Genomic DNA, 19593 nt, shown 5'->3' with positions numbered 1-19593 from the left:
TTGCGGGCCAATGCGATATCTCGCCGGATGACAGACTCGTCCGACCCCTATATAGGCGTTTACAACGCTTTGTGCACGAAATCGGAGGAGTATCATGGCACCCGCAATCGGCAACGCCGTCCTTGGAAACTGGGCGAGCCGCGCCTATCACCGCAGCTGGCTGCTGACCCAAGCGAACGGTCTCTTCGATTTCTTCCAGCACAATTCGGTCAATCCCAAGGGCGGCTTTTACGATCTCGACGACGAAGGTAGGCCTCTCGACGCCGAGGGCCAGGTTCGCGGCATCCATATCGCGGCGCGCGCGGTGCATTGCTTCTCGATCGGCGCGCTGCTCGGCCGCCCCGGAGCCTCCGACGTCGTCGACCACGGCATGGACTATATCTGGAACCATCATCGAGACCGGAAAAACGGCGGCTATTTCTGGTCGCTCAACAATGACGGTCCCGTCGATTCCGACAAGCAGGGCTATGGCCATGCTTTCGTGCTGCTCGCCGCCTCAGCGGCAAAGACCATCGGCCATCCGCTTGCCGACGGCATGCTGGCCGATATCACCAAGATCCTCAACACGAAGTTCTGGGAAGCGAAGCACGGCGCCATCGCCGAGGAATTCACCGCCGACTGGCAGCCGCTCGACGGCGGCGCCTATCGCGGCCAGAACTCCAACATGCACCTGACCGAAGCACTGATGGCCGCCTTCGAAGCCACCGGCGACAGGGAATACCTGACCAAGGCCGAAAGCATCGCCGATCTCGTCATCCGCCGCGCCGCCGGCTCGGTGGACTGGCGCGTTGCCGAGCATTTCGACGCCGAATGGAACCTCGACAAGACTTACTATCATCCGAACGAAATGTTCCGCCCGGCCGGCACGACGCCCGGCCACTGGCTGGAATGGGCCCGCCTCATCCTGCAGCTCTGGGCGCTCGGCGGCAAACGGATCGAGTGGATGCCGGATGCGGCCAAGGCGCTTTTCGCCCAATCCATGGCGCTCGGCTGGGACAACGACAAGGGCGGCTTCTTCTATACGCTCGATTGGGACGACAAGCCCGCCAAGCGCAACAAGCTCTGGTGGCCGGCTTGCGAAGGTGTGGCTGCCGCACATTTTCTCAACGAGCACCTGCCGAGCGATTTCCATGAGGAGAGCTACCGCAAGATCTGGAACGTGATCGAACGCGCCTTCATCGATCACAAGAACGGCGGCTGGCACGAGGAGCTGACGGAACATCTCGTTCCCTCCCACTCGCTGTTCCCCGGCAAAGGCGATATCTATCACGCCCTGCAGGCCTGCCTCATTCCGCTTTTCCCGGCAACCGGCAGCCTGACAAAGGGCATCGCCGAGGCCGGCGGGAAGCTCTGAGGTCGGGGATCAGTAACCCGGCGCCGGCAGTTCGGCGTTCGGGTTCCGCTGGAACCATCCGACGTCACTGCTGATACGGTCGAGTTCGTCCTGCACGTCGCGCTGATCGCGGCGGATGTCGTGCATGTCGTCTTCCAGATCCTCGATCCGCCGGCGAAGTTCCGTGCGGTCGCCATCCTTGGCATCCCGCAGCTTGTCGGAAAGATCGTCGATATCAGTCTCCTTCGAACTATAATCGTTCTGCATCGAGCTAAGGCGTGACTGCAGCTCGTGCTGCTTGCTGCCGAGGCCGAAGCGGCGCAGGAAACCGGGCGCGGTCTCCTGAGGGCAGACATTGGCGTAGCCGCTGCCCGCCTGGCCGCGCGCAAGCCCGCTGAGTGGCGTGCAGTAGCGCACCAGCCCCATTTGATATCCCTGAAACCAGATCGTCTGATCGGGCACGATCTTGATCCGCTCGCAGGATTTCGCATGTGCGGCGAAGCGCTGTTGCGGCTCGTAGCCCGCCGCCCCGTCGCTCTCGCCGATTACCCGCCAGTCGGCGGCGACGCATTCCTCCTTGGACAGCGTATTGCAGGAGACAAGGAAAAGGCCGAAGCCGATGGTGACGGCAAGCGCAAGAAACAAACGGATCATGGCGTCCCGGGTAGGATGAAGGAGGGCGATGCCGCATCCTAGCCGCAGGACAAGCCCGCGTCACCGGAGCGGCGACGCGATTTTGCAGTTTTCATGGCTTTTTTCTGTCAAAATTACGGCGGGACAGGCCGCATCAAAGCGTCGGGGCGAGCCGCAGCGTATCCAGATCCTTGGCGAGCATCAGCGCCAGCGCCTCGACCGCGAGATTGTGGTCGTCACGCTGCGGCAGTCCTGAGACGGTGACCGCGCCGATGCAGCCGGTACCCTTGACGTTAATCGGGAAACTGCCGCCATGCGGCGCATAGTCGGCGCCGGAAAGCCCGTTATCCTCGACCGTCTTGCCATCCTTCTGCAGCTTCAGGCCGCAGGCATAGCTGCTGCGGAAATAACGCAGTACCATGTTGCGCTTGCGCCGGACCCAGTTGACGTTATCAGGCGTTACACCCGGCAGTGCCGCATAGAAGACCGGCATCGAATGCAGGCTCACGTCGATCGCGATGCCGAGGCCGCGCTCGGTGGCGAGTTCGTGCAGGAGTTTGCCGAGCTGCCATGCCGTCGTCAGGTCGAAGGCATCGAAGCTCAGCACTTTCTCCTGCTCCGCGATCCGGCTGAGATCGTCCTCGATTATCATGGGTAAAGCGCTCCTCTGCCGCGATGATCCGTAGCCGACCATTCTCGCGAGGAGCAAAAAAGTAAAGCAAAATCTTGGACCTATCCCTGGAGCAATTCCAGCAAAACTGCGCAAACGGAAATGCTCTGTGTCAAAGCTTCGGCGTCAGCATCTCGAAACGGTCGCGGATGGTGGCACAGGTATCGCCGCCGAGCCGCGCAATCGCATCGACCGCAGCCGGATCGACATGCAGCCTTTCCGGATCGACGACCCCGTCGCGGTAATGCGCATAGACGATCTCGCCCATGACGATCTGCCGTGAGCGGCCGAGCTCCAGCGTCAGATGCCGCCGGCATTCGAAAGCGGCCGGCGCCTCGGCGATGAAGGGCGAGGCGACCTTCTCGCCCGGCATCGCCGTCAGGCCGGCTTCCTTCAACTCGTCGACGCCGCGCGGATATTTGGCGCCGCAGACATGCATCGCCTCGGCGATGGCCAAGGAGACGATATTGACCGTGAACACCTCGGTCATGCGGATATTATGGCCGGTGTCCTTGAACGACATGTCGGCATTGTTCTCGACCCCGATCGCAAGGATCGGCGGATCGGCCGAAAGGCAGTTGAAGAAACTGAAGGGTGCGGCGTTGATCCGGCCATTCTCGTCGACCGTCGTCACCAGCGCGATCGGCCGCGGGATGATCGTGCCGATCATCAGCTTGTAGCGTTGGCGCTCGGTGAGCTGCTTGAAATCGAAAGAGACGGACATCGGTTCAGCCGACCTTGAGGACCGGCGAGAAACCGCTCATCGCCCCGGCAAAAGGCTTCGGCAGCGGCGAGGCGTAGGAGCCGCGCTTGCTGGTGGAAAGTCCGAGCGACACCAGCGCTTCGGCCTGCTTGACGGCGGCGGCAACGCCATCGACGACAGGCACGCCGTAGATCTTCTGCAGCTCACGCGCCAGATCGGTCATGCCGGCGCAGCCGAGCACGATCGCCTCGGCGCCGTCTTCCAAAAGCGCCCGCTCGATTTCGGCTCTGAGCTTGCCGATCGCGCCCGAGGCCGGATCTTCCAGCTCCAGCACCGGGATGTCGGAGGCGCGCACCTTGGCGCGGTCGCCCATGCCGTAGCGGCGCACCAGATTGTCGATCAGCACCCGCGACCGCTCCAGCGTCGTCACCACGGTGAAGCGCTGCGCCAGAAAGCCCGCCGTCACCACCGCAGATTCGCAGAGCCCGAGGATCGGCACATCGGCGAAGGTTCGCGCCGCTTCGAGCCCGGTATCGTCGAAGCAGGCGATAACGGCCGCGTCATAACCCGCCGTCTGTCGCTCCTTGAGTTCGGAGAGCAGACCGGGGATCGCTAAGGCCCCGTCGTAATGTCCCTCGATGGAAAGCGGCCCCATGCGCGAGGTGGCGGCGATGATCTCCGTACCGGATGCCGCCACCGCACGCGCGGCGGTCGCGGCCTTGTCGGTCATGGAGGCCGTGGTGTTCGGATTGACGATGAGGATGCGCATGTCAGTTTATCTTTGCCTGCCGCCGGCTGAGCATCGTCATGATGCCGAGCGCAAGGAGAATGATTGTGAAGGAAAACAGCGTCGTCACCGTGCCGAGCGCATAGAGCACCGGCGTCGTGACGTTGGTCGTCATGCCATAGATTTCGAGCGGCAGCGTGTTGTAGGTGCCTGATGTCATCAGCGTGCGGGCGAATTCGTCATAGGAGAGCGTGAAGCCGAACAGGCCGACGCCGATCAGGCTGGGGGCGATCATAGGCAGCACGACATGGCAGAACGTCTGCCAGGAGCTGGCGCCAAGGTCACGCGCCGCCTCTTCATAAGCCGGCGAGAAGCGGTTGAAGACGGCAAACATGATCAGCACGCCGAAAGGCAGCGTCCAGGTCAGATGGGCGCCGAAGGCCGACGAATACCAGGCAGGCTTGAGGCCACCCTCCTGGAAGACGACGCCGATGCCGAGCGAGATGATGATCGACGGCACGACGAGGCTTGCGACCGTGGCATAAAACAGCGCCGTCGAACCGGGGAAACGGCGCCGGAAGGCAAGGCCGGCGAGCAGCGAGACGACGACGGTCACCGCCATCACCATCAGCCCCAGGGTGAAGGAGCGGCGGAAGGAGGCGCCGAAATCGCCGACCGCCTGCTTCTCGAACAGGTTGAAGAACCAATGGGTGGAAACGCCGTTCATCGGGAAGGTCAGGCCGCCATCCGGCCCCTGGAAGGAGAGGATCAGGATCGCCGAAAGCGGGCCGTAGAGGAACAGCACGAAGATGACGAAGAAGAGCGCCAGCAGGTAGAATTCCAGGCCGCGTTTTTCGTGGCTCATCTCAAAGCTCCTTGCGGATGTCGACAACACGCAGGATGGCCGCGACCATCAACAGCACGACGGCGAGCAGCACCACGGCGTTGGCGGCAGCGGCCGGATATTGCAGCAGCGACATCTGGTTTTTCATCATCAGCGCTACCGAGGCGCTTTGGCCGCCGGACATCACCTGCACTGTCGAAAAATCAGCCATGACGAGCGTGACGACGAAGATCGTGCCGATCGCCATGCCGGGCTTGGCGAGCGGGATGACGACATTCCATAACACCTGCCAGCCGGAGGCGCCGGCATCGCGCGCCGCCTCGAATAGCGACCGGTCGATGCGCATCAGCGTGTTGAAGATCGGCGTCACCATGAACAGCGTATAGAGATGCACCATGGCGAGCACGACGGCGAAATCGGAATAGAGCAGCCATTCGATCGGCTTGGGGATGATGCCCATCTCGATCAGCGTCGAATTGACGAGGCCGTTGCGTCCGAGCACCGGGATCCACGAGATCATGCGGATGATATTCGACGTCATGAACGGCACGGTGCAGACGAGGAAGAGGATCATCTGCGTCGAGGTCTTGCGGATGTGGAAGGCCAGGAAATAGGCGACCCAGAAGCCGATGACGAGCGTCAGCGACCAGACGATCGCTGTGAATTTCAGCGTGTTGAGATAGGTCTTCCACGTCACCCACGAACCGAGCGTTTCGGTGTAGTTCATCGTCAGGAAATCGGGATAGAGGCCGGCAAAGTCGTAGTCCCAGAAGCTGACGACGGCGATCATGGCGATCGGCAGCAGGAAGAAGAAGCCGAGAATGACGAACAGCGGCGTCGCCTGGAGATAGGATATCGCCGATGGAGAAAGCCTCAGCCCACGCCCGCCGCGCGCGCCCTGCCCATCCTCCTCCGTTTCCGCTGCGATGGTCGCCATGATCCGGTTCTCCGTTCTGATTTGGAACGAAGGTGCGTGCCGCCCCCTCATCCGCCTGCCGGCACTTTCTCCCCGCTGGGGAGAAGAGATTCGCGGCAGCGCCTAGTCCACCGCGAACCTTGATTTTGTCTCACGACGTGGCCACGGACTCCCTCTTCTCTCCAGCGGGGAGAAGGTGGCCCAAAGGGTCGGATGAGGGGGCGGAGCGAAGCGACGTCTTGAGCATCGCGAAAGACAGTAGCTCTCCGCCCTCTCGACGTGCCTAGGCAGCGATGAACTCGTTCCAGCGGCGGACCATGTAGCGGTCCTCGTCCATCACGGAGTTCCAGCAGGCCACCGCGCCCATGCGGGCTTCGAAGGAGCCACCGTCGCGAACGGCGCCGGCCTTCTCCATGACCTTGCCTTCAGGCGACAGGATGTCGCCGGCAGCCGGCTTGCCTTCGATCCAGTAGCCCCATTCATCGGCCGACATGAATTGCTTGGCGGTGTCCATGCAGGCGGAGTAATAGCCCTGGCGGTTGAGGTAGCCGCCGACCCAGCCCGATGTGTACCAGTTGATGTATTCATAGGCGGCATCGAGCTCAGCGCCCTTGAGATGCGAGGCAAGGCCGAGACCGCCGCCCCAGGCGCGGTAGCCTTCCTTGAGCGGCTGGAAAGTGCAGGCGATGCCCTTGGAGCGGACGGCGGCGACAGCCGGCGACCACATCGACTGGATGACGACTTCGCCCGAGGCCATCAGGTTGACGCTTTCGTCGAACGACTTCCAGAAGGCGCGGAACTGGCCGTCGCCCTTGGTCTTGATCAGGAACTCGATCGTCTTGTCGATCTCTTCCTTCGTCATGTTGCCCTTGTCGGCATATTTGATCTTGCCCGAGGCTTCCATGATCATCGCCGCATCCATGATGCCGATCGACGGGATGTTGAGGATCGCGGTCTTGCCCTTGAAGGCCGGATCGAGAATATCGGCCCAGCTGGTGATCGGACGGCCGGTAAGGTCGGGGCGGATGCCGAGCGTGTCGGCATTGTAGATGGTCGGAACCATCGTCATCCACTGTGTCGGCTCCTTGGCGAACTTCTTGGAACCCTGCGCCTCGACGAAGCCGACCGTGTGCGGCGCCGTGCCCTGGGCAATGACGCTGTCTGCCTTCAGCTTGCCATTGATGAACAGCGGTACGATCTTGTCGTAATATTTCAGCTTCTTGACATCCATCGGCTGCATGACGCCGGTCGGGAACACTTTCTTGGCGATCCAGTATTCGATGTCGGCAATATCGTAACTGTCGGGCTGGGTGACGGCACGCTGGGCGGCGGCGTCGGAATCGGTTGCCGTCATTTCCAGCGTGATGCCGAGATCGGCCTTGCACTTCTCGGCGATGGCATTGATGTTGGAAACGCCGGTGCCGAACTGGCGAAGCGTGATGTTCGTCTTCGCCCAGATGGTGGGAAAGCCGGTAATCGCGCCGGAGCCGGCGATGGCGCCGACGGCGGCAGCACCCGTCTTCAGCAGCGTGCGGCGGGAAAGACCCTTCTCCGCCTTGGTCGATGTCGTTTCAGTCGTCATGTCAGTTCCCCTTTTCTTGATATGGAAGGTTCATGGTTCTTGATGGTGATGGTTTATGCAGAAGGTCGGCCGAGAAGCACGGCATCTTCGGGCGCCCAGCTGAGCGAAACGGTGTCGCCGACGGCAACCGGCCGGGCGAAATATTCAGCGTCGTCAGCGATGACGGTGAAGTCGTCGCTGCCGGCGCCGAGAACGGTGATCTTCACGGAAGAGCCGCGATATTCGATGTTGGAGACGATGCCATCGAAGCCGAGTGTCCATTCGCTCGCCACCTGCAGCCGCACGCGGTCGGTGCGGATGCCGATATCGACCGGCTCGCCGACCTCCCTGCCCGTCCCGCGCACGGAAAAGCTCTGACCTTCCGGTACGGTCATGACGAGCACGCCGTTCTCGCTCGAGGTCACCCGGCCGGACAGCACGTTGTGATCGCCCATAAACCGCGCGACGAAGGCCGTCGCCGGCCGCTCGAAGACCTCGCGCGGTGCCGCCGCTTGCTCGATCCGGCCGTCATTCATGATGACGATGACGTCGGCGAGCGCCATCGCCTCTTCCTGGCTGTGGGTGACGTGCACGAAGGTGATGCCGAGCGTCTTCTGCAGTTTCTTGAGTTCGGCACGCATGCGGATCTTCAGGAACGGATCGAGCGCCGACAGTGGCTCGTCGAGCAGCAGCGCTTCCGGATCGGTGATCAGCGCGCGCGCCAGCGCCACGCGCTGCTGCTGGCCGCCGGAAAGCTGGGCCGGACGCCGGTTGGCATAACCCTCCATCTGCATCAGCTTCAGCATCTCGAGCGCCTTGGCCCGGCGCTCTTGCTTATCGACGCCCTTCATCTTGAGGCTGAAGGCGACGTTGTCGATCAAATCGAGATGCGGGAAGAGCGCGTAGGACTGGAACATCATCGCCGTGCCGCGCCTGGCCGGCGGAAAATCGGTGACGACGACATTGCCGAGCCTGATGTCGCCCGACGAGATGCTCTCATGGCCGGCGATCATGCGCAGCGTCGAGGTCTTGCCGCAGCCCGACGGACCGAGGAAGCAGCAATAGGAGCCGGCCGGAATCTTCAGGCTGATCGCATGGACCGCCGTCGTCGCGCCGTAGGCCTTCGAAACGGATACTATATCGATCTCTGCCGCTTTCGACATCATGCGTTCCCCTGTTCGGAAAAGACGATGCATCTGCCGTGCCAGACTCCGTGTCTTGAGGTAAGCTATTGCAAGACAATGACTTTATCAAAAGCGCCATTGAGAGAGCAAATTATAGGCGCAGCGCTATCTGCACATGATTTAGGCTATCGTGCGCAATTTGTGCAAAATATCGTATACAATCTCACCACCAATTCCGGGACAAAATCTGTTTAACTTTTGCTGCGAACATGGCTATGCTTTGCCGACCATCGGGAAATAAATTTCATGAAATCCGCCGCCAAGGCTCAGCAGGCCGAAGACTCCGCCGAAACAGGCGCGCAACAGATCCGCGATGCCATTCGCGAAGCGATCGTCGAGCGCAGGCTCTCGCCCGGCACCAAGCTTTCGGAAGGCGACGTCGGCAATCTCTTCAATGTTAGCCGCACGCTTGCCCGCGCCGCCCTGCAGGCGCTGTCCTATGAAGGTCTTGTCAGCGTCGAGAAGAACCGCGGCGCCTTCGTCGCCTATCCCTCGCCGGAAGAGGCTCGTCAGATCTTTTCCGCCCGCCGGCTGGTCGAACCCGGCATTTTGCGCGAGGCAGCGGCGCGGATCACGCCTGATGACATTACCCATCTGCGACAGCTTCTGCTGGAAGAAGGCCGCCTGATGAGCGAGCGTGGCCAGACGGCGCGCCGCGCCGAAATCAAGGCATCGGGCGATTTTCATCTGATGCTGGCGGCCTTATCGGGAAACTCAATCATGCAGCGCTTCATGGAAGAGCTTGTCGCCCGCTCGTCTCTGGTGATTGCGCTCTACGGGCAGTCGACCGCATCGAGCTGCGGCCATTCCGAACACGGTGACATCATCTCGGCGATCGAAGCCGACGAACTCGACCGCGCCTGCCAGCTGATGCTGCATCACATCGCCCATATCGAGGCCGATCTCGACCTGCGCGAACGCAAGAGCCTGGGCCTCAAGGAAGCCTTCGAACTCTGAACATGCAAAAGACGCGGGACGCGGATGCTTCACCGCGCCCGCTTCAAATGGCTTTCGAAACGCTACCAAGGCGTCTTCTTCGGCAACATCTCAAAGGCAGCGAAGATATCCTCGGCGCTCATCGGCTCGCTCGAGCGCAGCTTAACGGTTCCGTCGCGTCCGATCAGGATCAGCCCGAACTCGCCGGACGGCGGCCCCTGCAGCCGCTCGCGAATATCGTCGGCATCGAGTTCCCAGTCATCGTCAAACAGCGCAAACGCGCCGCCGCCGGCGATGCTGAACACCTCGACGTCTTCCTCGATCAGGCGCATATGCGCCTTGCGCAGCCATTCGTCCTGGATAAGCGCGCGGTCATCTTGCGCATCGGCAAAGATGATCAGCACCCGTTTCCTGTCGCGAAACTGCTCGAGCGATTGCGGAAGCTCAGGCTCACGCCTGGGTGTACCGATGATTTCATGAACAATAGATTTTAGCATGGTGCTTCATTCCTCGCCCGTCACCACTGCATAATTCTTAAATCGGCATCGATCTAGGGATGGATTATGCAGCAATTCCACGTGCTACAGCGCCCTTTGCGACTCTCGGAAAGGGCGCTGTAGTGGCGGGCTGTGCCTGCCGAATTAAACGGCTGGGAATAAGCGAGGTTCCGCCAAAAAGCGAAAAAGGATCGCAGCCATGGCCGCGGTCCTCACCCTATCAGTCGCGGCCCTGGTCTTCGGACGCGTGGGCCGAAACGGCGACGATATCCGCAGCCCCGGTGACGTGAAGGCGCTTGCGCACCAAAACGCCCATGACACGCGCCGCCGTCGAGAATGTCATCTGGTCGAGCGGGCCTTCGCCTTCCCACGGCTTGGTCAGCCGTTCGGTGACGGCGCCGACGATGTTCATCGGCACGATGTCGGTGCATTCGCGCATGGCTTCGAAAACGAAGCTGATGGGCATGACCCGTCCTTCGTAGGTCACGATCGGTTCGGTCAATTCACTGTCCCATTCCTCGAAGGCATAGAGCGCTTCGCGAAACAGCTGCTGGAGGTCGAACGGCGCATGGCCGTCATGAAGTGGCGGCAGTGCATTGATCATGTCTGTCTCCTCTTGATGGATTGAAGCCAAAGTCCTCCGGTATCGGTCGCGCCAACGCGGGGAACGGGACGTTTTGCTGCCCCTGCGAACCGAATAACACGATTGATTCTATAGGGTAACGCGCTGGGGTAAAGCCCATTTATCCCAGCGCATGGAAGCAAATTCCATAACGCCATGATATTCTTGCATGTTTTAGTGGAAATTTTCTTGGCGTGCGCCATTCGTCAAATATTTTTGCCTCCCGCCTGAGATCGGTCCGGAATGGGACAAAGGGCAGAGATCGCTGCGAAATCACGGAACTTTTGGCATTGTAATCTGTTTTGTTCCCGCATCCGCCAAACCGACTGGGGTTACCACCAATGACGCAAATACGTGAACCGGAGCGCCGGAGCAGAATCCTGCGCGGCCGTCCCTACAGCCTTGATGAATTCGCCTCCAAATACGGCCTCCGAAACGACCAGGCTGAGAGCCTGTTCACCCGTTTCGGGCCCTCCTCGATCGAGCTCGACCTGCTGATGGCAGCCAAGCGCCGGCCACCGGTCCTGCAGGACAGAATTGCCGAATAACGCTTTTGATGAATGGAATGGATCGATGAGCGACAGACGCCACGAATGGATCAGCAAGAGAGCTTACGCGATTTGGGAAGAACAGGGCCGGCCCGATGGCCGCGATGACGAGCATTGGCGCCAGGCCGTTTCCGAACGCGATGCGCTGGAACGCACGCAAGCCTCTGTCGATGGTCGCGAGGTGCTGGTGAAGTTTCGTCCGAAACCGCAGCGGCCCGAAGTGCCGCGTCAGGACTGGGTCAATCCTTCGACAAAGGTCGGCTAAGCCTTCCCTGCCTCCGGCTCAGCCGAGGCTGAGCCGGAAGCGCGCCTGAAAATTTCCCTGCCACCACATCGGGAAATTGGTTCCCCACTTATTGGGGTTGCCCGTCTCGATCGCCTGCGGAATGAAGCGCTCCTGATATTGCCGCAGACTTTCTCGGCATGATCGGCAAAGCCGATATCGAGATGGGTCTTGAAGACCAGATGCACACGCTTTTCAGTCATTCCATTCCATACATCGGTGATGATATCCGAAATTCTGCCGGCGCTACAAAGGCGCGACGGAATGTAACCGTTTCCACAAGCACCATTGCTCCTGCTGCAAACGCTTCGCCAACCGTTTCGGAACAAATCGATGAAATGATACGGATTTCTTAACCATAGATCCAGAACGCTACGTCTCGATCCTTTCGCCGCGAAATCGAATCACGACATGAATGAAGACGTCTTCATCGGCAATCTGGTAGATGGCGGTGGGATTTTCCTGCCGACTGGCATCATTGCCCTGTCTAAATTGCGGAGAAAAGCCTGAGCCCCTCGGGAAGGCGATCGTCAGAAAGCGTTGCTTTCCTGGCAGAGCGCCCGGTGGACCTCGGTCCAGAACAGCGCCAGCGGCGTGTCGCCGTTGCGTTCGGCAACGAGGGCGCGGATCAGCGCTTCGGAGCCTGCCATGTCCTGCCAGCTGGATTTCAGGCCCTTGGCGGCCTGTTGGCATTCGGCAATCGCGAATGGTCTCTTGCTGTCCATATGAGGTCTCCTCATGACAGGCGCTAGCAGATGGGGCCCGGATTGTCATTCCCCGCATATGTGGGGATGCCTTGTATTTATGGCGGTCCTCACGGTAAGATTGAGGGAATTGGGGCAGTGGAAATGATTGAGAATACCTACAGCGAAAAGTTCGAGCCCGCTTTCGAACAGATCAAGGCTGCGGCCAATGTGGATGCCGCCATCCGCATTCTCCAGGCAGAATATGCCCTCGATTTCGTGACTTACCATCTCGCCCAGACGATCGCGGCCAAGATCGATTCGCCCTTCGTACGCACCACCTATCCGGATGCCTGGGTCTCCCGCTACCTCCTGAACAGCTATGTGAAGGTCGATCCCATCGTCAAACAGGGCTTCGAACGCCAGCTGCCCTTCGATTGGAGTGAGGTCGAGCCGACGCCCGAGGCCTATGCCATGCTGGTCGATGCGCAGAAGCACGGCATCGGCGGCAACGGCTACTCCATTCCCGTCGCCGACAAAGCGCAACGTCGTGCGCTCTTGTCGCTGAATGCCCGCATACCGGCCGAGGAATGGGCCGAGCTCGTCCGCCGCTGCCGCAATGAATGGATCGAGATCGCCCACCTGATCCACCGCAAGGCCGTCTACGAGCTGCATGGCGAAAACGATCCGGTGCCGGCATTGTCGCCGCGTGAGATCGAATGTCTGCACTGGACGGCGCTGGGCAAGGATTACAAGGATATTTCGGTCATCCTCGGCATATCCGAGCACACCACCCGCGATTATCTGAAGACCGCCCGCTTCAAGCTCGGCTGCGCCACGATCTCGGCCGCCGCCTCGCGGGCCGTGCAGCTACGCATCATCAATCCCTGATCCCCTCATCTGAGGGGGCCCATCTGAGGGAATTTCCGATCCGGCCCGCCTGAACCATTCTGCTTTCCACGAACTTGAAAACGCTGGAGGGCAAAATGTTCGTTATCGTTCAGGCACATGAGTATCAGAAATACGCTGCCGTACTCGACCAGATGTTTCGCCTGCGCAAGAAGGTCTTCGCCGATACGCTCGGCTGGGACGTTCCCGTCATCGGCCCCTACGAACGCGACAGCTACGATTCGATCGCCCCCGCCTATCTCGTCTGGTGCAACGACAGCCGCACCCGGCTCTATGGCGGCATGCGTCTGATGCCGACGACAGGCCCGACCCTTCTCTACGACGTCTTCCGCGAGACGTTTCCCGATGCCGCCAATCTTATCGCCCCCGGCATCTGGGAAGGCACGCGCATGTGCATCGACGAGGAGGCGATCGCCAAGGATTTCTCCAATGTCGACGCCGGCCGCGCCTTCTCAATGATGCTGCTCGCGCTTTGCGAATGCGCGCTCGATCACGGCATCCATACGATGATTTCCAACTACGAACCTTACCTCAAGCGCGTCTACAAGCGCGCCGGCGCCGAAGTGGAAGAACTCGGCCGTGCAGACGGCTACGGCAAATATCCCGTCTGCTGTGGCGCCTTCGAAGTATCGGACCGGGTGCTGCGCAAGATGCGCGCCGCCCTCGGCCTCACCCTACCCCTTTATGTCAGGCACGTGCCGGCCCGCTCGGTCGTGACCCAATTCCTGGAGATGGCAGCATGAACCGCCTCGCTGAAACCGCCACACAGACCGCAATGCAGAAGGATATCGGCGCGCTGGAGCGCCATGTTCTTGCATCCCGCGAGATCGCCACGCAGATAGGGGATCCCTTCCTCTCCTATCTCCTCTCGATGGCGCTGTTCACGATCTACGAGAAGAAGGCCCATCATGAGAACGAGGCGCTGAGGAGCAGCTTCAGCTGAGGGTGTGGTTCCCCTCCGCCCTGCCTGAAGACGAGCATGTCTCCCGGCGCCTCGCGCGCAGCCGCAGAAACAGTCCCCGTTTTGCGGCTGCGCGCTTACGCCATCAGGGCATCGATCGTTGAAATCAGCGTGTCGTGCATGTAGGGCTTCGGCAGGAAGGCGGTATTCGCGGGCAGCGCCATCGGATCGAGCCGCACCATGCCCGAGGTGATGATGATGCCGATATTCGGACGCATCGCCCTCACCCGATTGGCAAGCTGGAGACCGTCCATCGAACCGGCCATATTGACGTCGGTGAAGAGGATATCGACATCCTGCCTGCCCTTCAGCACCACCAGAGCCTCGTCGGCATTCGCCGCCTCCAGCGCCACATGGCCGACCTCCTCCAGCACATCGAGGATATTGAACCGGATCAGCGGCTCGTCCTCCACGATGAGCACAACTGCGCTGTTCAAAGCCACCATCTGCGATCGCCCTCTTCATGCGGAATGTGACTTGAATAAGTGTCGCCCGGTCGAGAAGGTTCCAGTGGCTGCCCACGAAATATGCATCGTCCACAGATGCTTGCGCTCCCCGCTTGTGGCTCCCCCGGATTTGCGTTAGAGCGGAAACCGTGCTGCGGGAACCATTGCCCCGGCACCCAAGCGCCGCACACGGCGCCAAGGGCCTGTAGCTCAATGGTTAGAGCCGGCGGCTCATAACCGCTTGGTTGGGGGTTCGAGTCCCTCCGGGCCCACCAAAGATGTCAAGGGCTTAGTCGACATTTTAACTGATCGGCTAAGCCCTTTCCCATTTCCGGGCAACATCTAGGGCAACATTAGCCCGCGGATGTCTGGCCGCGAGCAGACTTCAGGAAGTCGACCGCTTCAGTGACATCGTCGTAGACCATGCTCACACCTGTTTGCAGGGCATTGACCTCATCACTGCCCAGCCCCATTCCTTCGAGCGCATATTCGATAAGGGAAACCATCGACCTTACGTGCCCAAGACGATCCTGCAGGCAGGTGAGGTTCCAGGCGGCTGCTGCCGCTTCTTCCTTCGCTGCCCGGATCTCCGTTTCATCATCGCGGCGCCCGATCGTGATGTGGTTGTGGCATGGGAGCGAGGCGGCGACAATGTGGACATACTCGCGGCGCGGTGCGCGGTCCAAGAGGGATGAGATCTCGCGGGAAAGCTCCATGATACGGTTTTCAGCAATGATCTCGGATGGCAAGCCTTCAGCGGCTGCCGGCGCGGTGGCGTTCGACATTGATTCTCTCCTTGCAGAGTTTTCGTAACACTGATACGATATCGTAATTAAATTAGCAGTCAATATAAATCGTAACGGGGTTATGAATTGCTTCCGATCCAATGCAAAATGGCGCGAACAGCGCTCGGGATAGGTGTTCGAGAATTGGCCGAACTGGCGAAGGTCTCGCCGGACACGATAGCGCGGCTGGAGCGCGGCGAGGCTCTACGAGAGAGAACGGTTGAGGACATCAAAACTGCACTTGAAAATGGCGGCGTGATCTTCCTTGATGACGGCACAACAACCGATGGCGGCCCCGGCGTGAGGCTGAGGAGAGGGAACGCTTAAATGGCAGAAAGCTATGAAGCTCTGTCGAAACTTTCAGTGAACGATCTGAAGAAGAGCTACGACAGCATTGCGACGTCAACCGCAGTGGGCCTGAACTTTTACCGGGAGGAAATTGCCCGCCGCGAAGCTGACGCGCAGAATAAAACAATGCTCGCCTTCACTAAGCAGGTCAGAGACATGACCATTGCCATCACCGTGATGACGCTACTGGTGTTGGCTCTCACCGTTTTCAATATCGCTTTGGTGTGGCGGTCATGACAAGCCTCCCGATCTGGATCCAAGTACTTCAGGCGCTACTGACGCCGGCGATCGCCATCGGCGTTGGTGTAATTGCCTACATGCAATGGCGAACGGCCCATCAAAAGGTGGTTCTCGATCTTTTTGATAGGCGCTATCGAGTATATCAGTTGGCACGCGATGCGGTTGGCATGGTTGCGAGAACCGGGAACAGCGACAGGGAAGCTGAGCTAGCGATGCTGGAAGCGATGGAGGCGTCCAGATTCCTCTTCGGGAAAGATGTCTCGCTTTACCTTCGTCAGCTCTACATGAACGCTGTCGATCTGGAAGAAGCAAGCTTCATCGATCGGACCCAGTCCGGCACGAAAGCGACGGAACAGCGATCCGAGCTCTTCAAGAGAGTCACGGCATTCTATGAAGAGGCGCCAGAGCTTTTTGGGCGCTATATGTCCATGGACCAGAAACGTGCACCTACCCCAACCGAGTGGCTTACTGAGCGCAATAGAGTGCGCCTCAGCTATGCGGATGAAAAGCAGCGATAGGAGGGGCAATTGAGCGCAGCGGACTTCGTGCCGTTTTTCACCATCCCCGGCTCGATCATTGGCGTCGTCACCGGCGCATTCGTTATCTGGGAGCGATTCTTCCGCTATCAGCCGACGGCCTTCATCATCTCCAAACCTCTGATCCCCGGAGGCGCTCAGAAGGGCTGCTATCTCCGTGTCGTCAACCGCAGTGAGCGGCCAATCCTTATGTCGTGGCCAACCGGGACCACAGATAATGCGCTGCGAATCGCGACAGATCACTCCACTCGGTCAATCGTCAAATCCCTGCTGCACGGAGAAAAAGCTGTCGTGCTCGACGGTGGGCAAGAGGCGGCCTTTCCAGTTCTCAAGCCGGCAAATTGGCTTTCTCTGGACTCTGATCAAACGATAGAGACCACGGTCCGTTGGCGTTTCGTGCAGCCAGTAATCTGGAAGCGCGACCGGTCTTTCCTCGTGCGGATCTCGAAACGCTCATATCTGCATTTGCTAGATGAAGTGGAAGACGACGCTGAGGACTGAGGTGTCAATCTCTCCAATGCTCTTTACCATCTGGCACGTACGGCCCGCCGGCGCCATCCGCGCGAAGACCGTAGCGACGATCCAGCCAGGCAACGCACGCCGGCCAGTACCGACGATCTGCGAATAGTGGATCTTTCACGGGAAAGCCCGATTTCTCGGCCGCCGGCAACGCTATCCTGAGCCTGTCGAGCGTAAGGCCGAGACGGCTAGCGAGCTCGCTCTCGGTGATGAAAAGGGCGCCTGATTTTGCCATGATGTTCCTTCTGATCGGCAGGAATATGATTCTGGCGCCACTGTTCCGTCAAGCCGCCGACCATTCCTGAATAACGGGAGACCCGGGAGTGAGGGTCAAGCGCCATGACTCAACTGTGAATAGCGCAGAAGGCGCTGAAAAACTGGCGCGGGTTCAGGTAATCATCAGGCATGTCGATTCGATATGCTGTTGCTCCGGGGACGCTTGTGCTGTGCGATTATTCGCTGGGAGGTTTCCGCACGCCTGAAATGATCAAGAGGCGCCCGGCAATCGTCGTCTCACCACGATTGCCCCATCGCGACGGGCTGTGCGCCGTTGTGCCTCTGTCAACTACTGCTCCCACGCACGAGCTTGAATACATAGTGGAGCTGATCCTTGACCCACCTTTGCCCAAGCCATTCGACTCCCCTTTTATGTGGGCGAAGTGCGATATGATTGCTACTGTCTGCTTTGACCGGCTCGACCTCTTCCGAGGTGGTCGTGATCAGCAAGGGAAGAGGAAATATCTGACCCGCCGGGTGGACGAAGCGACCTTCAAAAGAATCCGCGCTGGCGTCCTCGCCGGGCTCGGCTTTTAACTTGACCTTAATCGAAGAATCCCCATATTGAACTCGATCGCTGGCGGTGAAAACCGTTCAGCCTCAAGACCTCCATGGAGGCAGACCCCGCCAAGGCGATAACAAGCGTGGCGGGGTTTCTTGTTTCTTGCGGCGATGGCGAGATCCTGGCGCCGGAGCACCGGGAAGACGACGGACCGCCCCGGCGATTAAAGGCAGACGGACACAGCTCTTCCGCCCCTCCGGCACAACAAAGCTCTCATGTCGATTGCGTAGCGTCAAGTTGCGCTGCCAGCTTCTTGAGGTTGCGTGGCGTCCGTGGCAGCTCAACGAGCACTATTCCCAGGCGGAGCCCACCCAGCCACAGCGGGAACACCTCGGGCCCCATGCCGCGACCTTGTGGACGTTCCCAGTTCTCGAGTTTCGACGTGTAGCCCTCCTGCATGCCTGAGACGGCATCGAGCTCGATCGTGGTCAACTTCATCTTTGCCCGGTGCTTGATCATGGCGTCGACAAACTCACCGTAATCGTTGATCACGCCCGAGGCCGCCTTCAGGCCATTCACCACCGAGATTTCATCCGGGTCGAAGCCGTCCCTGATCATTTCCCACCGGACGATGTCGCTCTCTCGGTAGTAGTGCCGGCGGTTGATGAACCGCGGGTTCGGAAATCTGACCGCCTCGTCAGCGATCCATCGCCGGAGGGTGCGGCGGGAAATGCCATAGCGAGCCAGGACGTCGGCCGAAGAGAGATGCCGCCCCTCTGTGGGCTTCACGCGGTTACTGATCCGCATCTTTGGCCTCGTCGCTGAGCTGGTTTTCGATGAATTCCATGTTGCGGATGGTCTCATCCTCGATCTTGCCGCGCAGAGCGGCGCGTTCCTGCTCGACCCATGATCTTGTGTCGGTGATGTTGTGCAGGTCCCAGGACACGTTGCCGATCTGCCGAGAGCGGATCCTGCTCAAAGCGGTGCCGAGATAGTTTCCTAGCCGCAGAAAGACAGCGTCGTCATCCAGGTCACGAGCGTGATTGACATGCACCCCACCCGGCACAACTCGGTAAATATCTCCGAGGCGTCTGAGGTGTTCCGGCTGACTGCTATAGAAATCAATGGAATCGCGGATGTGGAGACGTTGCTTCTCCGAAAGGGAGGTGTATCTGCCGATTGCTTCCGCAAAGCCCAGCGCATGGCCTTCGGCATCCTTCAAGGCAGCAATTCTCTCATCTTCGTTGATCCGTGCCGCATTCGCGATTTCACCGGCGCGGATGCGCGTATTGGCAATGGCAGCCTTTGCGGTCGCTGCGTCTTCCCGTTTTTCCGCGCCGGCGATCGCCGTATCGAAGGCCGACAAGCGTTCGGTGATTTGCGAAATTTCGTCACTGTGCTGGAAGTCGTCGCCCCGTTCAAGAGCGTCGGCTTGCGCCTGCCTTAGCTCCAACAGACGCTCTTCGGCTTCGGATTTCTGCTGGATCAGTGCGGCCGAAGAGAGAGGGGTTTTCTGTGACATTTTTCTTTCGTTCCATGTGCGTTTCAGATGGGTCACGAGGTAGCAACTGACAAATCCTCACGCAAAGCACAGACGCCACCCTGGTAAAGGTCTGATTTCACGTGCGTTTTCGGAAACAAAAAGCACAGCTGTCAAATGACATGTGCTGCACCCGTTACTGCCTTCCAATCGGTCGAGCAGTCTGGCGGGTGCTGGTGGAACCACAGGGTCAGTCGGCGGCGCGGAGGCGCTCGCGTGCGTTGTTGATGATGTTGATGTCCTGGGTGAGCCGAAGGATCTTGTCACTGTTCTCCGGCTCGGCGCCGGTCATCACCGCCGCCACGTCCTGATCGACCATTGCGGCGATCTCGGCTTCCAGCTCGTCCACTCGGTTCGTCAGCGCATCGAGTCTCTGACCCATGTCGTTGCC

At 59.8% G+C, this 19593-nt stretch carries 30 protein-coding genes and 1 tRNA gene; 14 read left to right on the top strand and 17 right to left on the bottom strand.

Annotated elements, in window-relative coordinates:
- Positions 1-94: 94 nt before the first annotated feature.
- Positions 95-1354: an AGE family epimerase/isomerase gene (locus ACS4RR_RS10080; RefSeq protein ID WP_260296657.1), complete on the top strand. Its 1260-nt coding sequence runs from the start codon at positions 95-97 to the stop codon at positions 1352-1354.
- Positions 1355-1363: 9 nt separating this feature from the next.
- On the opposite strand, the gene ACS4RR_RS10075 is transcribed toward ACS4RR_RS10080, so the two are convergent.
- The 8 genes from ACS4RR_RS10075 to ACS4RR_RS10040 all read right to left on the bottom strand — a co-directional run bounded on the left by ACS4RR_RS10075 (position 1364) and on the right by ACS4RR_RS10040 (position 8550).
- A complete protein-coding gene (locus ACS4RR_RS10075; protein WP_456190043.1) occupies positions 1364-1987 on the bottom strand; it encodes a DUF2799 domain-containing protein in 624 nt (207 codons plus the stop codon).
- Positions 1988-2120: 133 nt separating this feature from the next.
- Positions 2121-2618, bottom strand: coding sequence for a heme-degrading domain-containing protein (locus tag ACS4RR_RS10070; protein WP_456190042.1), 498 nt, complete (start codon positions 2616-2618; stop codon positions 2121-2123).
- Positions 2619-2748: 130 nt separating this feature from the next.
- Positions 2749-3360 (bottom strand): flavin reductase family protein, encoded by a 612-nt coding sequence (locus ACS4RR_RS10065; RefSeq protein ID WP_456190041.1) that lies wholly within the window; start codon positions 3358-3360, stop codon positions 2749-2751.
- 4 nt (positions 3361-3364) lie between these two features.
- Positions 3365-4108: an aspartate/glutamate racemase family protein gene (locus ACS4RR_RS10060; RefSeq protein ID WP_456190040.1), complete on the bottom strand. Its 744-nt coding sequence runs from the start codon at positions 4106-4108 to the stop codon at positions 3365-3367.
- Position 4109: 1 nt separating this feature from the next.
- Positions 4110-4931: an ABC transporter permease gene (locus tag ACS4RR_RS10055; protein ID WP_017965164.1), complete on the bottom strand. Its 822-nt coding sequence runs from the start codon at positions 4929-4931 to the stop codon at positions 4110-4112.
- A 1-nt stretch (position 4932) separates the two neighbouring features.
- Entirely contained in the window at positions 4933-5847 is a 915-nt protein-coding gene (locus ACS4RR_RS10050) for an ABC transporter permease (protein ID WP_017965165.1), read from the bottom strand.
- Positions 5848-6109: 262 nt separating this feature from the next.
- Entirely contained in the window at positions 6110-7408 is a 1299-nt protein-coding gene (locus ACS4RR_RS10045; RefSeq protein WP_170262225.1) for an ABC transporter substrate-binding protein, read from the bottom strand.
- Positions 7409-7461: 53 nt separating this feature from the next.
- On the bottom strand, positions 7462-8550 hold the full coding sequence (locus ACS4RR_RS10040) for an ABC transporter ATP-binding protein (protein ID WP_170255222.1): 1089 nt from the start codon (positions 8548-8550) through the stop codon (positions 7462-7464).
- Between the two features lie 267 nt (positions 8551-8817).
- Between ACS4RR_RS10040 and ACS4RR_RS10035 the strand changes: the two genes are divergently transcribed.
- Positions 8818-9528 (top strand): GntR family transcriptional regulator, encoded by a 711-nt coding sequence (locus ACS4RR_RS10035; protein ID WP_162115916.1) that lies wholly within the window; start codon positions 8818-8820, stop codon positions 9526-9528.
- 62 nt (positions 9529-9590) lie between these two features.
- Here ACS4RR_RS10035 and ACS4RR_RS10030 read toward each other — a convergent pair whose 3' ends face one another.
- Entirely contained in the window at positions 9591-10004 is a 414-nt protein-coding gene (locus ACS4RR_RS10030; RefSeq protein ID WP_017965169.1) for a DUF4174 domain-containing protein, read from the bottom strand.
- Positions 10005-10224: 220 nt separating this feature from the next.
- Positions 10225-10608: a BRA0787 family protein gene (locus ACS4RR_RS10025; RefSeq protein WP_222386328.1), complete on the bottom strand. Its 384-nt coding sequence runs from the start codon at positions 10606-10608 to the stop codon at positions 10225-10227.
- A 359-nt stretch (positions 10609-10967) separates the two neighbouring features.
- On the opposite strand from ACS4RR_RS10025, the gene ACS4RR_RS10020 reads away from it, so the two are divergent.
- The 3 genes from ACS4RR_RS10020 (at position 10968) to ACS4RR_RS10010 (ending at position 11813) form a co-directional block, all read left to right on the top strand.
- Positions 10968-11174, top strand: coding sequence for a hypothetical protein (locus ACS4RR_RS10020; RefSeq protein ID WP_017965171.1), 207 nt, complete (start codon positions 10968-10970; stop codon positions 11172-11174).
- A gap of 25 nt (positions 11175-11199) precedes the next feature.
- Positions 11200-11439 (top strand): DUF2934 domain-containing protein, encoded by a 240-nt coding sequence (locus ACS4RR_RS10015; RefSeq protein ID WP_017965172.1) that lies wholly within the window; start codon positions 11200-11202, stop codon positions 11437-11439.
- 158 nt (positions 11440-11597) lie between these two features.
- Positions 11598-11813: a hypothetical protein gene (locus ACS4RR_RS10010; RefSeq protein WP_456190177.1), complete on the top strand. Its 216-nt coding sequence runs from the start codon at positions 11598-11600 to the stop codon at positions 11811-11813.
- Positions 11814-11987: 174 nt separating this feature from the next.
- On the opposite strand, the gene ACS4RR_RS10005 is transcribed toward ACS4RR_RS10010, so the two are convergent.
- Complete coding sequence (locus ACS4RR_RS10005; RefSeq protein WP_017965174.1) at positions 11988-12182, bottom strand: hypothetical protein; 195 nt, start codon at positions 12180-12182, stop codon at positions 11988-11990.
- 123 nt (positions 12183-12305) lie between these two features.
- Here ACS4RR_RS10005 and ACS4RR_RS10000 point away from each other — a divergent pair, with 123 nt between their 5' ends.
- The 3 genes from ACS4RR_RS10000 to ACS4RR_RS09990 all read left to right on the top strand — a co-directional run bounded on the left by ACS4RR_RS10000 (position 12306) and on the right by ACS4RR_RS09990 (position 13992).
- Positions 12306-13031 (top strand): LuxR family transcriptional regulator, encoded by a 726-nt coding sequence (locus ACS4RR_RS10000; protein WP_017965175.1) that lies wholly within the window; start codon positions 12306-12308, stop codon positions 13029-13031.
- Between the two features lie 95 nt (positions 13032-13126).
- Positions 13127-13792 (top strand): acyl-homoserine-lactone synthase, encoded by a 666-nt coding sequence (locus ACS4RR_RS09995; RefSeq protein ID WP_260109088.1) that lies wholly within the window; start codon positions 13127-13129, stop codon positions 13790-13792.
- A complete protein-coding gene (locus ACS4RR_RS09990) occupies positions 13789-13992 on the top strand; it encodes a hypothetical protein (RefSeq protein WP_017965177.1) in 204 nt (67 codons plus the stop codon). Before ACS4RR_RS09995 ends, ACS4RR_RS09990 begins: the two co-directional genes overlap by 4 nt.
- 95 nt (positions 13993-14087) lie before the next feature.
- Here the strand turns inward: ACS4RR_RS09990 and ACS4RR_RS09985 are convergent, their stop codons facing one another.
- Positions 14088-14456 carry a response regulator gene (locus ACS4RR_RS09985; protein ID WP_260109089.1) on the bottom strand — a complete coding sequence of 123 codons (369 nt, stop codon included), beginning with the start codon at positions 14454-14456 and terminating at the stop codon, positions 14088-14090.
- A 199-nt stretch (positions 14457-14655) separates the two neighbouring features.
- On the opposite strand from ACS4RR_RS09985, the gene ACS4RR_RS09980 reads away from it, so the two are divergent.
- Positions 14656-14731 (top strand) — tRNA-Ile (locus ACS4RR_RS09980).
- Positions 14732-14809: 78 nt separating this feature from the next.
- Here ACS4RR_RS09980 and ACS4RR_RS09975 read toward each other — a convergent pair.
- Positions 14810-15241 (bottom strand): hypothetical protein, encoded by a 432-nt coding sequence (locus tag ACS4RR_RS09975; RefSeq protein WP_456190039.1) that lies wholly within the window; start codon positions 15239-15241, stop codon positions 14810-14812.
- A gap of 144 nt (positions 15242-15385) precedes the next feature.
- Between ACS4RR_RS09975 and ACS4RR_RS09970 the strand changes: the two genes are divergently transcribed.
- From ACS4RR_RS09970 to ACS4RR_RS09955, 4 genes are read left to right on the top strand one after another with little or no spacing between them, the layout of a single operon-like run.
- The gene (locus ACS4RR_RS09970) at positions 15386-15568 is read left to right on the top strand and encodes a transcriptional regulator (protein ID WP_456190038.1); all 183 of its coding nucleotides are present in this window, start codon (positions 15386-15388) and stop codon (positions 15566-15568) included.
- Positions 15569-15826, top strand: a complete 258-nt coding sequence (locus ACS4RR_RS09965; RefSeq protein ID WP_456190037.1) for a hypothetical protein — start codon at positions 15569-15571, stop codon at positions 15824-15826.
- Positions 15823-16347 carry a hypothetical protein gene (locus tag ACS4RR_RS09960; RefSeq protein ID WP_456190036.1) on the top strand — a complete coding sequence of 175 codons (525 nt, stop codon included), beginning with the start codon at positions 15823-15825 and terminating at the stop codon, positions 16345-16347. Before ACS4RR_RS09965 ends, ACS4RR_RS09960 begins: the two co-directional genes overlap by 4 nt.
- A gap of 9 nt (positions 16348-16356) precedes the next feature.
- Positions 16357-16866, top strand: a complete 510-nt coding sequence (locus tag ACS4RR_RS09955; protein ID WP_456190035.1) for a hypothetical protein — start codon at positions 16357-16359, stop codon at positions 16864-16866.
- A 4-nt stretch (positions 16867-16870) separates the two neighbouring features.
- On the opposite strand, the gene ACS4RR_RS09950 is transcribed toward ACS4RR_RS09955, so the two are convergent.
- Complete coding sequence (locus ACS4RR_RS09950) at positions 16871-17119, bottom strand: winged helix-turn-helix domain-containing protein (RefSeq protein ID WP_456190034.1); 249 nt, start codon at positions 17117-17119, stop codon at positions 16871-16873.
- 170 nt (positions 17120-17289) lie between these two features.
- Here ACS4RR_RS09950 and ACS4RR_RS09945 point away from each other — a divergent pair, with 170 nt between their 5' ends.
- On the top strand, positions 17290-17697 hold the full coding sequence (locus ACS4RR_RS09945) for a type II toxin-antitoxin system PemK/MazF family toxin (protein ID WP_182208826.1): 408 nt from the start codon (positions 17290-17292) through the stop codon (positions 17695-17697).
- 238 nt (positions 17698-17935) lie between these two features.
- Here ACS4RR_RS09945 and ACS4RR_RS09940 read toward each other — a convergent pair whose 3' ends face one another.
- The 3 genes from ACS4RR_RS09940 to ACS4RR_RS09930 form a co-directional block, all read right to left on the bottom strand.
- A complete protein-coding gene (locus tag ACS4RR_RS09940; RefSeq protein ID WP_456190033.1) occupies positions 17936-18469 on the bottom strand; it encodes a helix-turn-helix transcriptional regulator in 534 nt (177 codons plus the stop codon).
- On the bottom strand, positions 18456-19220 hold the full coding sequence (locus ACS4RR_RS09935) for a hypothetical protein (RefSeq protein ID WP_456190032.1): 765 nt from the start codon (positions 19218-19220) through the stop codon (positions 18456-18458). The genes ACS4RR_RS09940 and ACS4RR_RS09935 overlap by 14 nt, the downstream gene beginning before the upstream one ends.
- A gap of 172 nt (positions 19221-19392) precedes the next feature.
- Entirely contained in the window at positions 19393-19584 is a 192-nt protein-coding gene (locus tag ACS4RR_RS09930; protein WP_456190031.1) for a hypothetical protein, read from the bottom strand.
- Positions 19585-19593 lie beyond the last annotated feature (9 nt).

It is taken from the genome of Rhizobium zaerense, assembly GCF_051810725.1.
Taxonomy (GTDB): domain Bacteria; phylum Pseudomonadota; class Alphaproteobacteria; order Rhizobiales; family Rhizobiaceae; genus Rhizobium; species Rhizobium leguminosarum_I.
This window is presented reverse-complemented; position numbering and strand designations above follow the sequence as displayed.

Coding starts and splice junctions, on each gene's coding strand:
- ACS4RR_RS10020 (WP_017965171.1), top strand. CDS start 10,968: ATGACGCAAATACGTGAACCGGAGCGCCGGAGCAGAATCCTGCGCGGC.
- ACS4RR_RS09965 (WP_456190037.1), top strand. CDS start 15,569: ATGGCAGAAAGCTATGAAGCTCTGTCGAAACTTTCAGTGAACGATCTG.
- ACS4RR_RS10010 (WP_456190177.1), top strand. CDS start 11,598: ATGATCGGCAAAGCCGATATCGAGATGGGTCTTGAAGACCAGATGCAC.
- ACS4RR_RS10060 (WP_456190040.1), bottom strand. CDS start 4,108: ATGCGCATCCTCATCGTCAATCCGAACACCACGGCCTCCATGACCGAC.
- ACS4RR_RS09950 (WP_456190034.1), bottom strand. CDS start 17,119: ATGGCAAAATCAGGCGCCCTTTTCATCACCGAGAGCGAGCTCGCTAGC.
- ACS4RR_RS10050 (WP_017965165.1), bottom strand. CDS start 5,847: ATGGCGACCATCGCAGCGGAAACGGAGGAGGATGGGCAGGGCGCGCGC.
- ACS4RR_RS10005 (WP_017965174.1), bottom strand. CDS start 12,182: ATGGACAGCAAGAGACCATTCGCGATTGCCGAATGCCAACAGGCCGCC.
- ACS4RR_RS09930 (WP_456190031.1), bottom strand. CDS start 19,584: ATGGGTCAGAGACTCGATGCGCTGACGAACCGAGTGGACGAGCTGGAA.
- ACS4RR_RS10070 (WP_456190042.1), bottom strand. CDS start 2,618: ATGATAATCGAGGACGATCTCAGCCGGATCGCGGAGCAGGAGAAAGTG.
- ACS4RR_RS09960 (WP_456190036.1), top strand. CDS start 15,823: ATGACAAGCCTCCCGATCTGGATCCAAGTACTTCAGGCGCTACTGACG.
- ACS4RR_RS10015 (WP_017965172.1), top strand. CDS start 11,200: ATGAGCGACAGACGCCACGAATGGATCAGCAAGAGAGCTTACGCGATT.
- ACS4RR_RS10080 (WP_260296657.1), top strand. CDS start 95: ATGGCACCCGCAATCGGCAACGCCGTCCTTGGAAACTGGGCGAGCCGC.
- ACS4RR_RS10040 (WP_170255222.1), bottom strand. CDS start 8,550: ATGTCGAAAGCGGCAGAGATCGATATAGTATCCGTTTCGAAGGCCTAC.
- ACS4RR_RS10045 (WP_170262225.1), bottom strand. CDS start 7,408: ATGACGACTGAAACGACATCGACCAAGGCGGAGAAGGGTCTTTCCCGC.
- ACS4RR_RS10000 (WP_017965175.1), top strand. CDS start 12,306: ATGATTGAGAATACCTACAGCGAAAAGTTCGAGCCCGCTTTCGAACAG.
- ACS4RR_RS09995 (WP_260109088.1), top strand. CDS start 13,127: ATGTTCGTTATCGTTCAGGCACATGAGTATCAGAAATACGCTGCCGTA.
- ACS4RR_RS10025 (WP_222386328.1), bottom strand. CDS start 10,608: ATGATCAATGCACTGCCGCCACTTCATGACGGCCATGCGCCGTTCGAC.
- ACS4RR_RS10075 (WP_456190043.1), bottom strand. CDS start 1,987: ATGATCCGTTTGTTTCTTGCGCTTGCCGTCACCATCGGCTTCGGCCTT.
- ACS4RR_RS09940 (WP_456190033.1), bottom strand. CDS start 18,469: ATGCGGATCAGTAACCGCGTGAAGCCCACAGAGGGGCGGCATCTCTCT.
- ACS4RR_RS09945 (WP_182208826.1), top strand. CDS start 17,290: ATGTCGATTCGATATGCTGTTGCTCCGGGGACGCTTGTGCTGTGCGAT.
- ACS4RR_RS09975 (WP_456190039.1), bottom strand. CDS start 15,241: ATGTCGAACGCCACCGCGCCGGCAGCCGCTGAAGGCTTGCCATCCGAG.
- ACS4RR_RS10055 (WP_017965164.1), bottom strand. CDS start 4,931: ATGAGCCACGAAAAACGCGGCCTGGAATTCTACCTGCTGGCGCTCTTC.
- ACS4RR_RS10035 (WP_162115916.1), top strand. CDS start 8,818: ATGAAATCCGCCGCCAAGGCTCAGCAGGCCGAAGACTCCGCCGAAACA.
- ACS4RR_RS10065 (WP_456190041.1), bottom strand. CDS start 3,360: ATGTCCGTCTCTTTCGATTTCAAGCAGCTCACCGAGCGCCAACGCTAC.
- ACS4RR_RS09990 (WP_017965177.1), top strand. CDS start 13,789: ATGAACCGCCTCGCTGAAACCGCCACACAGACCGCAATGCAGAAGGAT.
- ACS4RR_RS10030 (WP_017965169.1), bottom strand. CDS start 10,004: ATGCTAAAATCTATTGTTCATGAAATCATCGGTACACCCAGGCGTGAG.
- ACS4RR_RS09985 (WP_260109089.1), bottom strand. CDS start 14,456: ATGGTGGCTTTGAACAGCGCAGTTGTGCTCATCGTGGAGGACGAGCCG.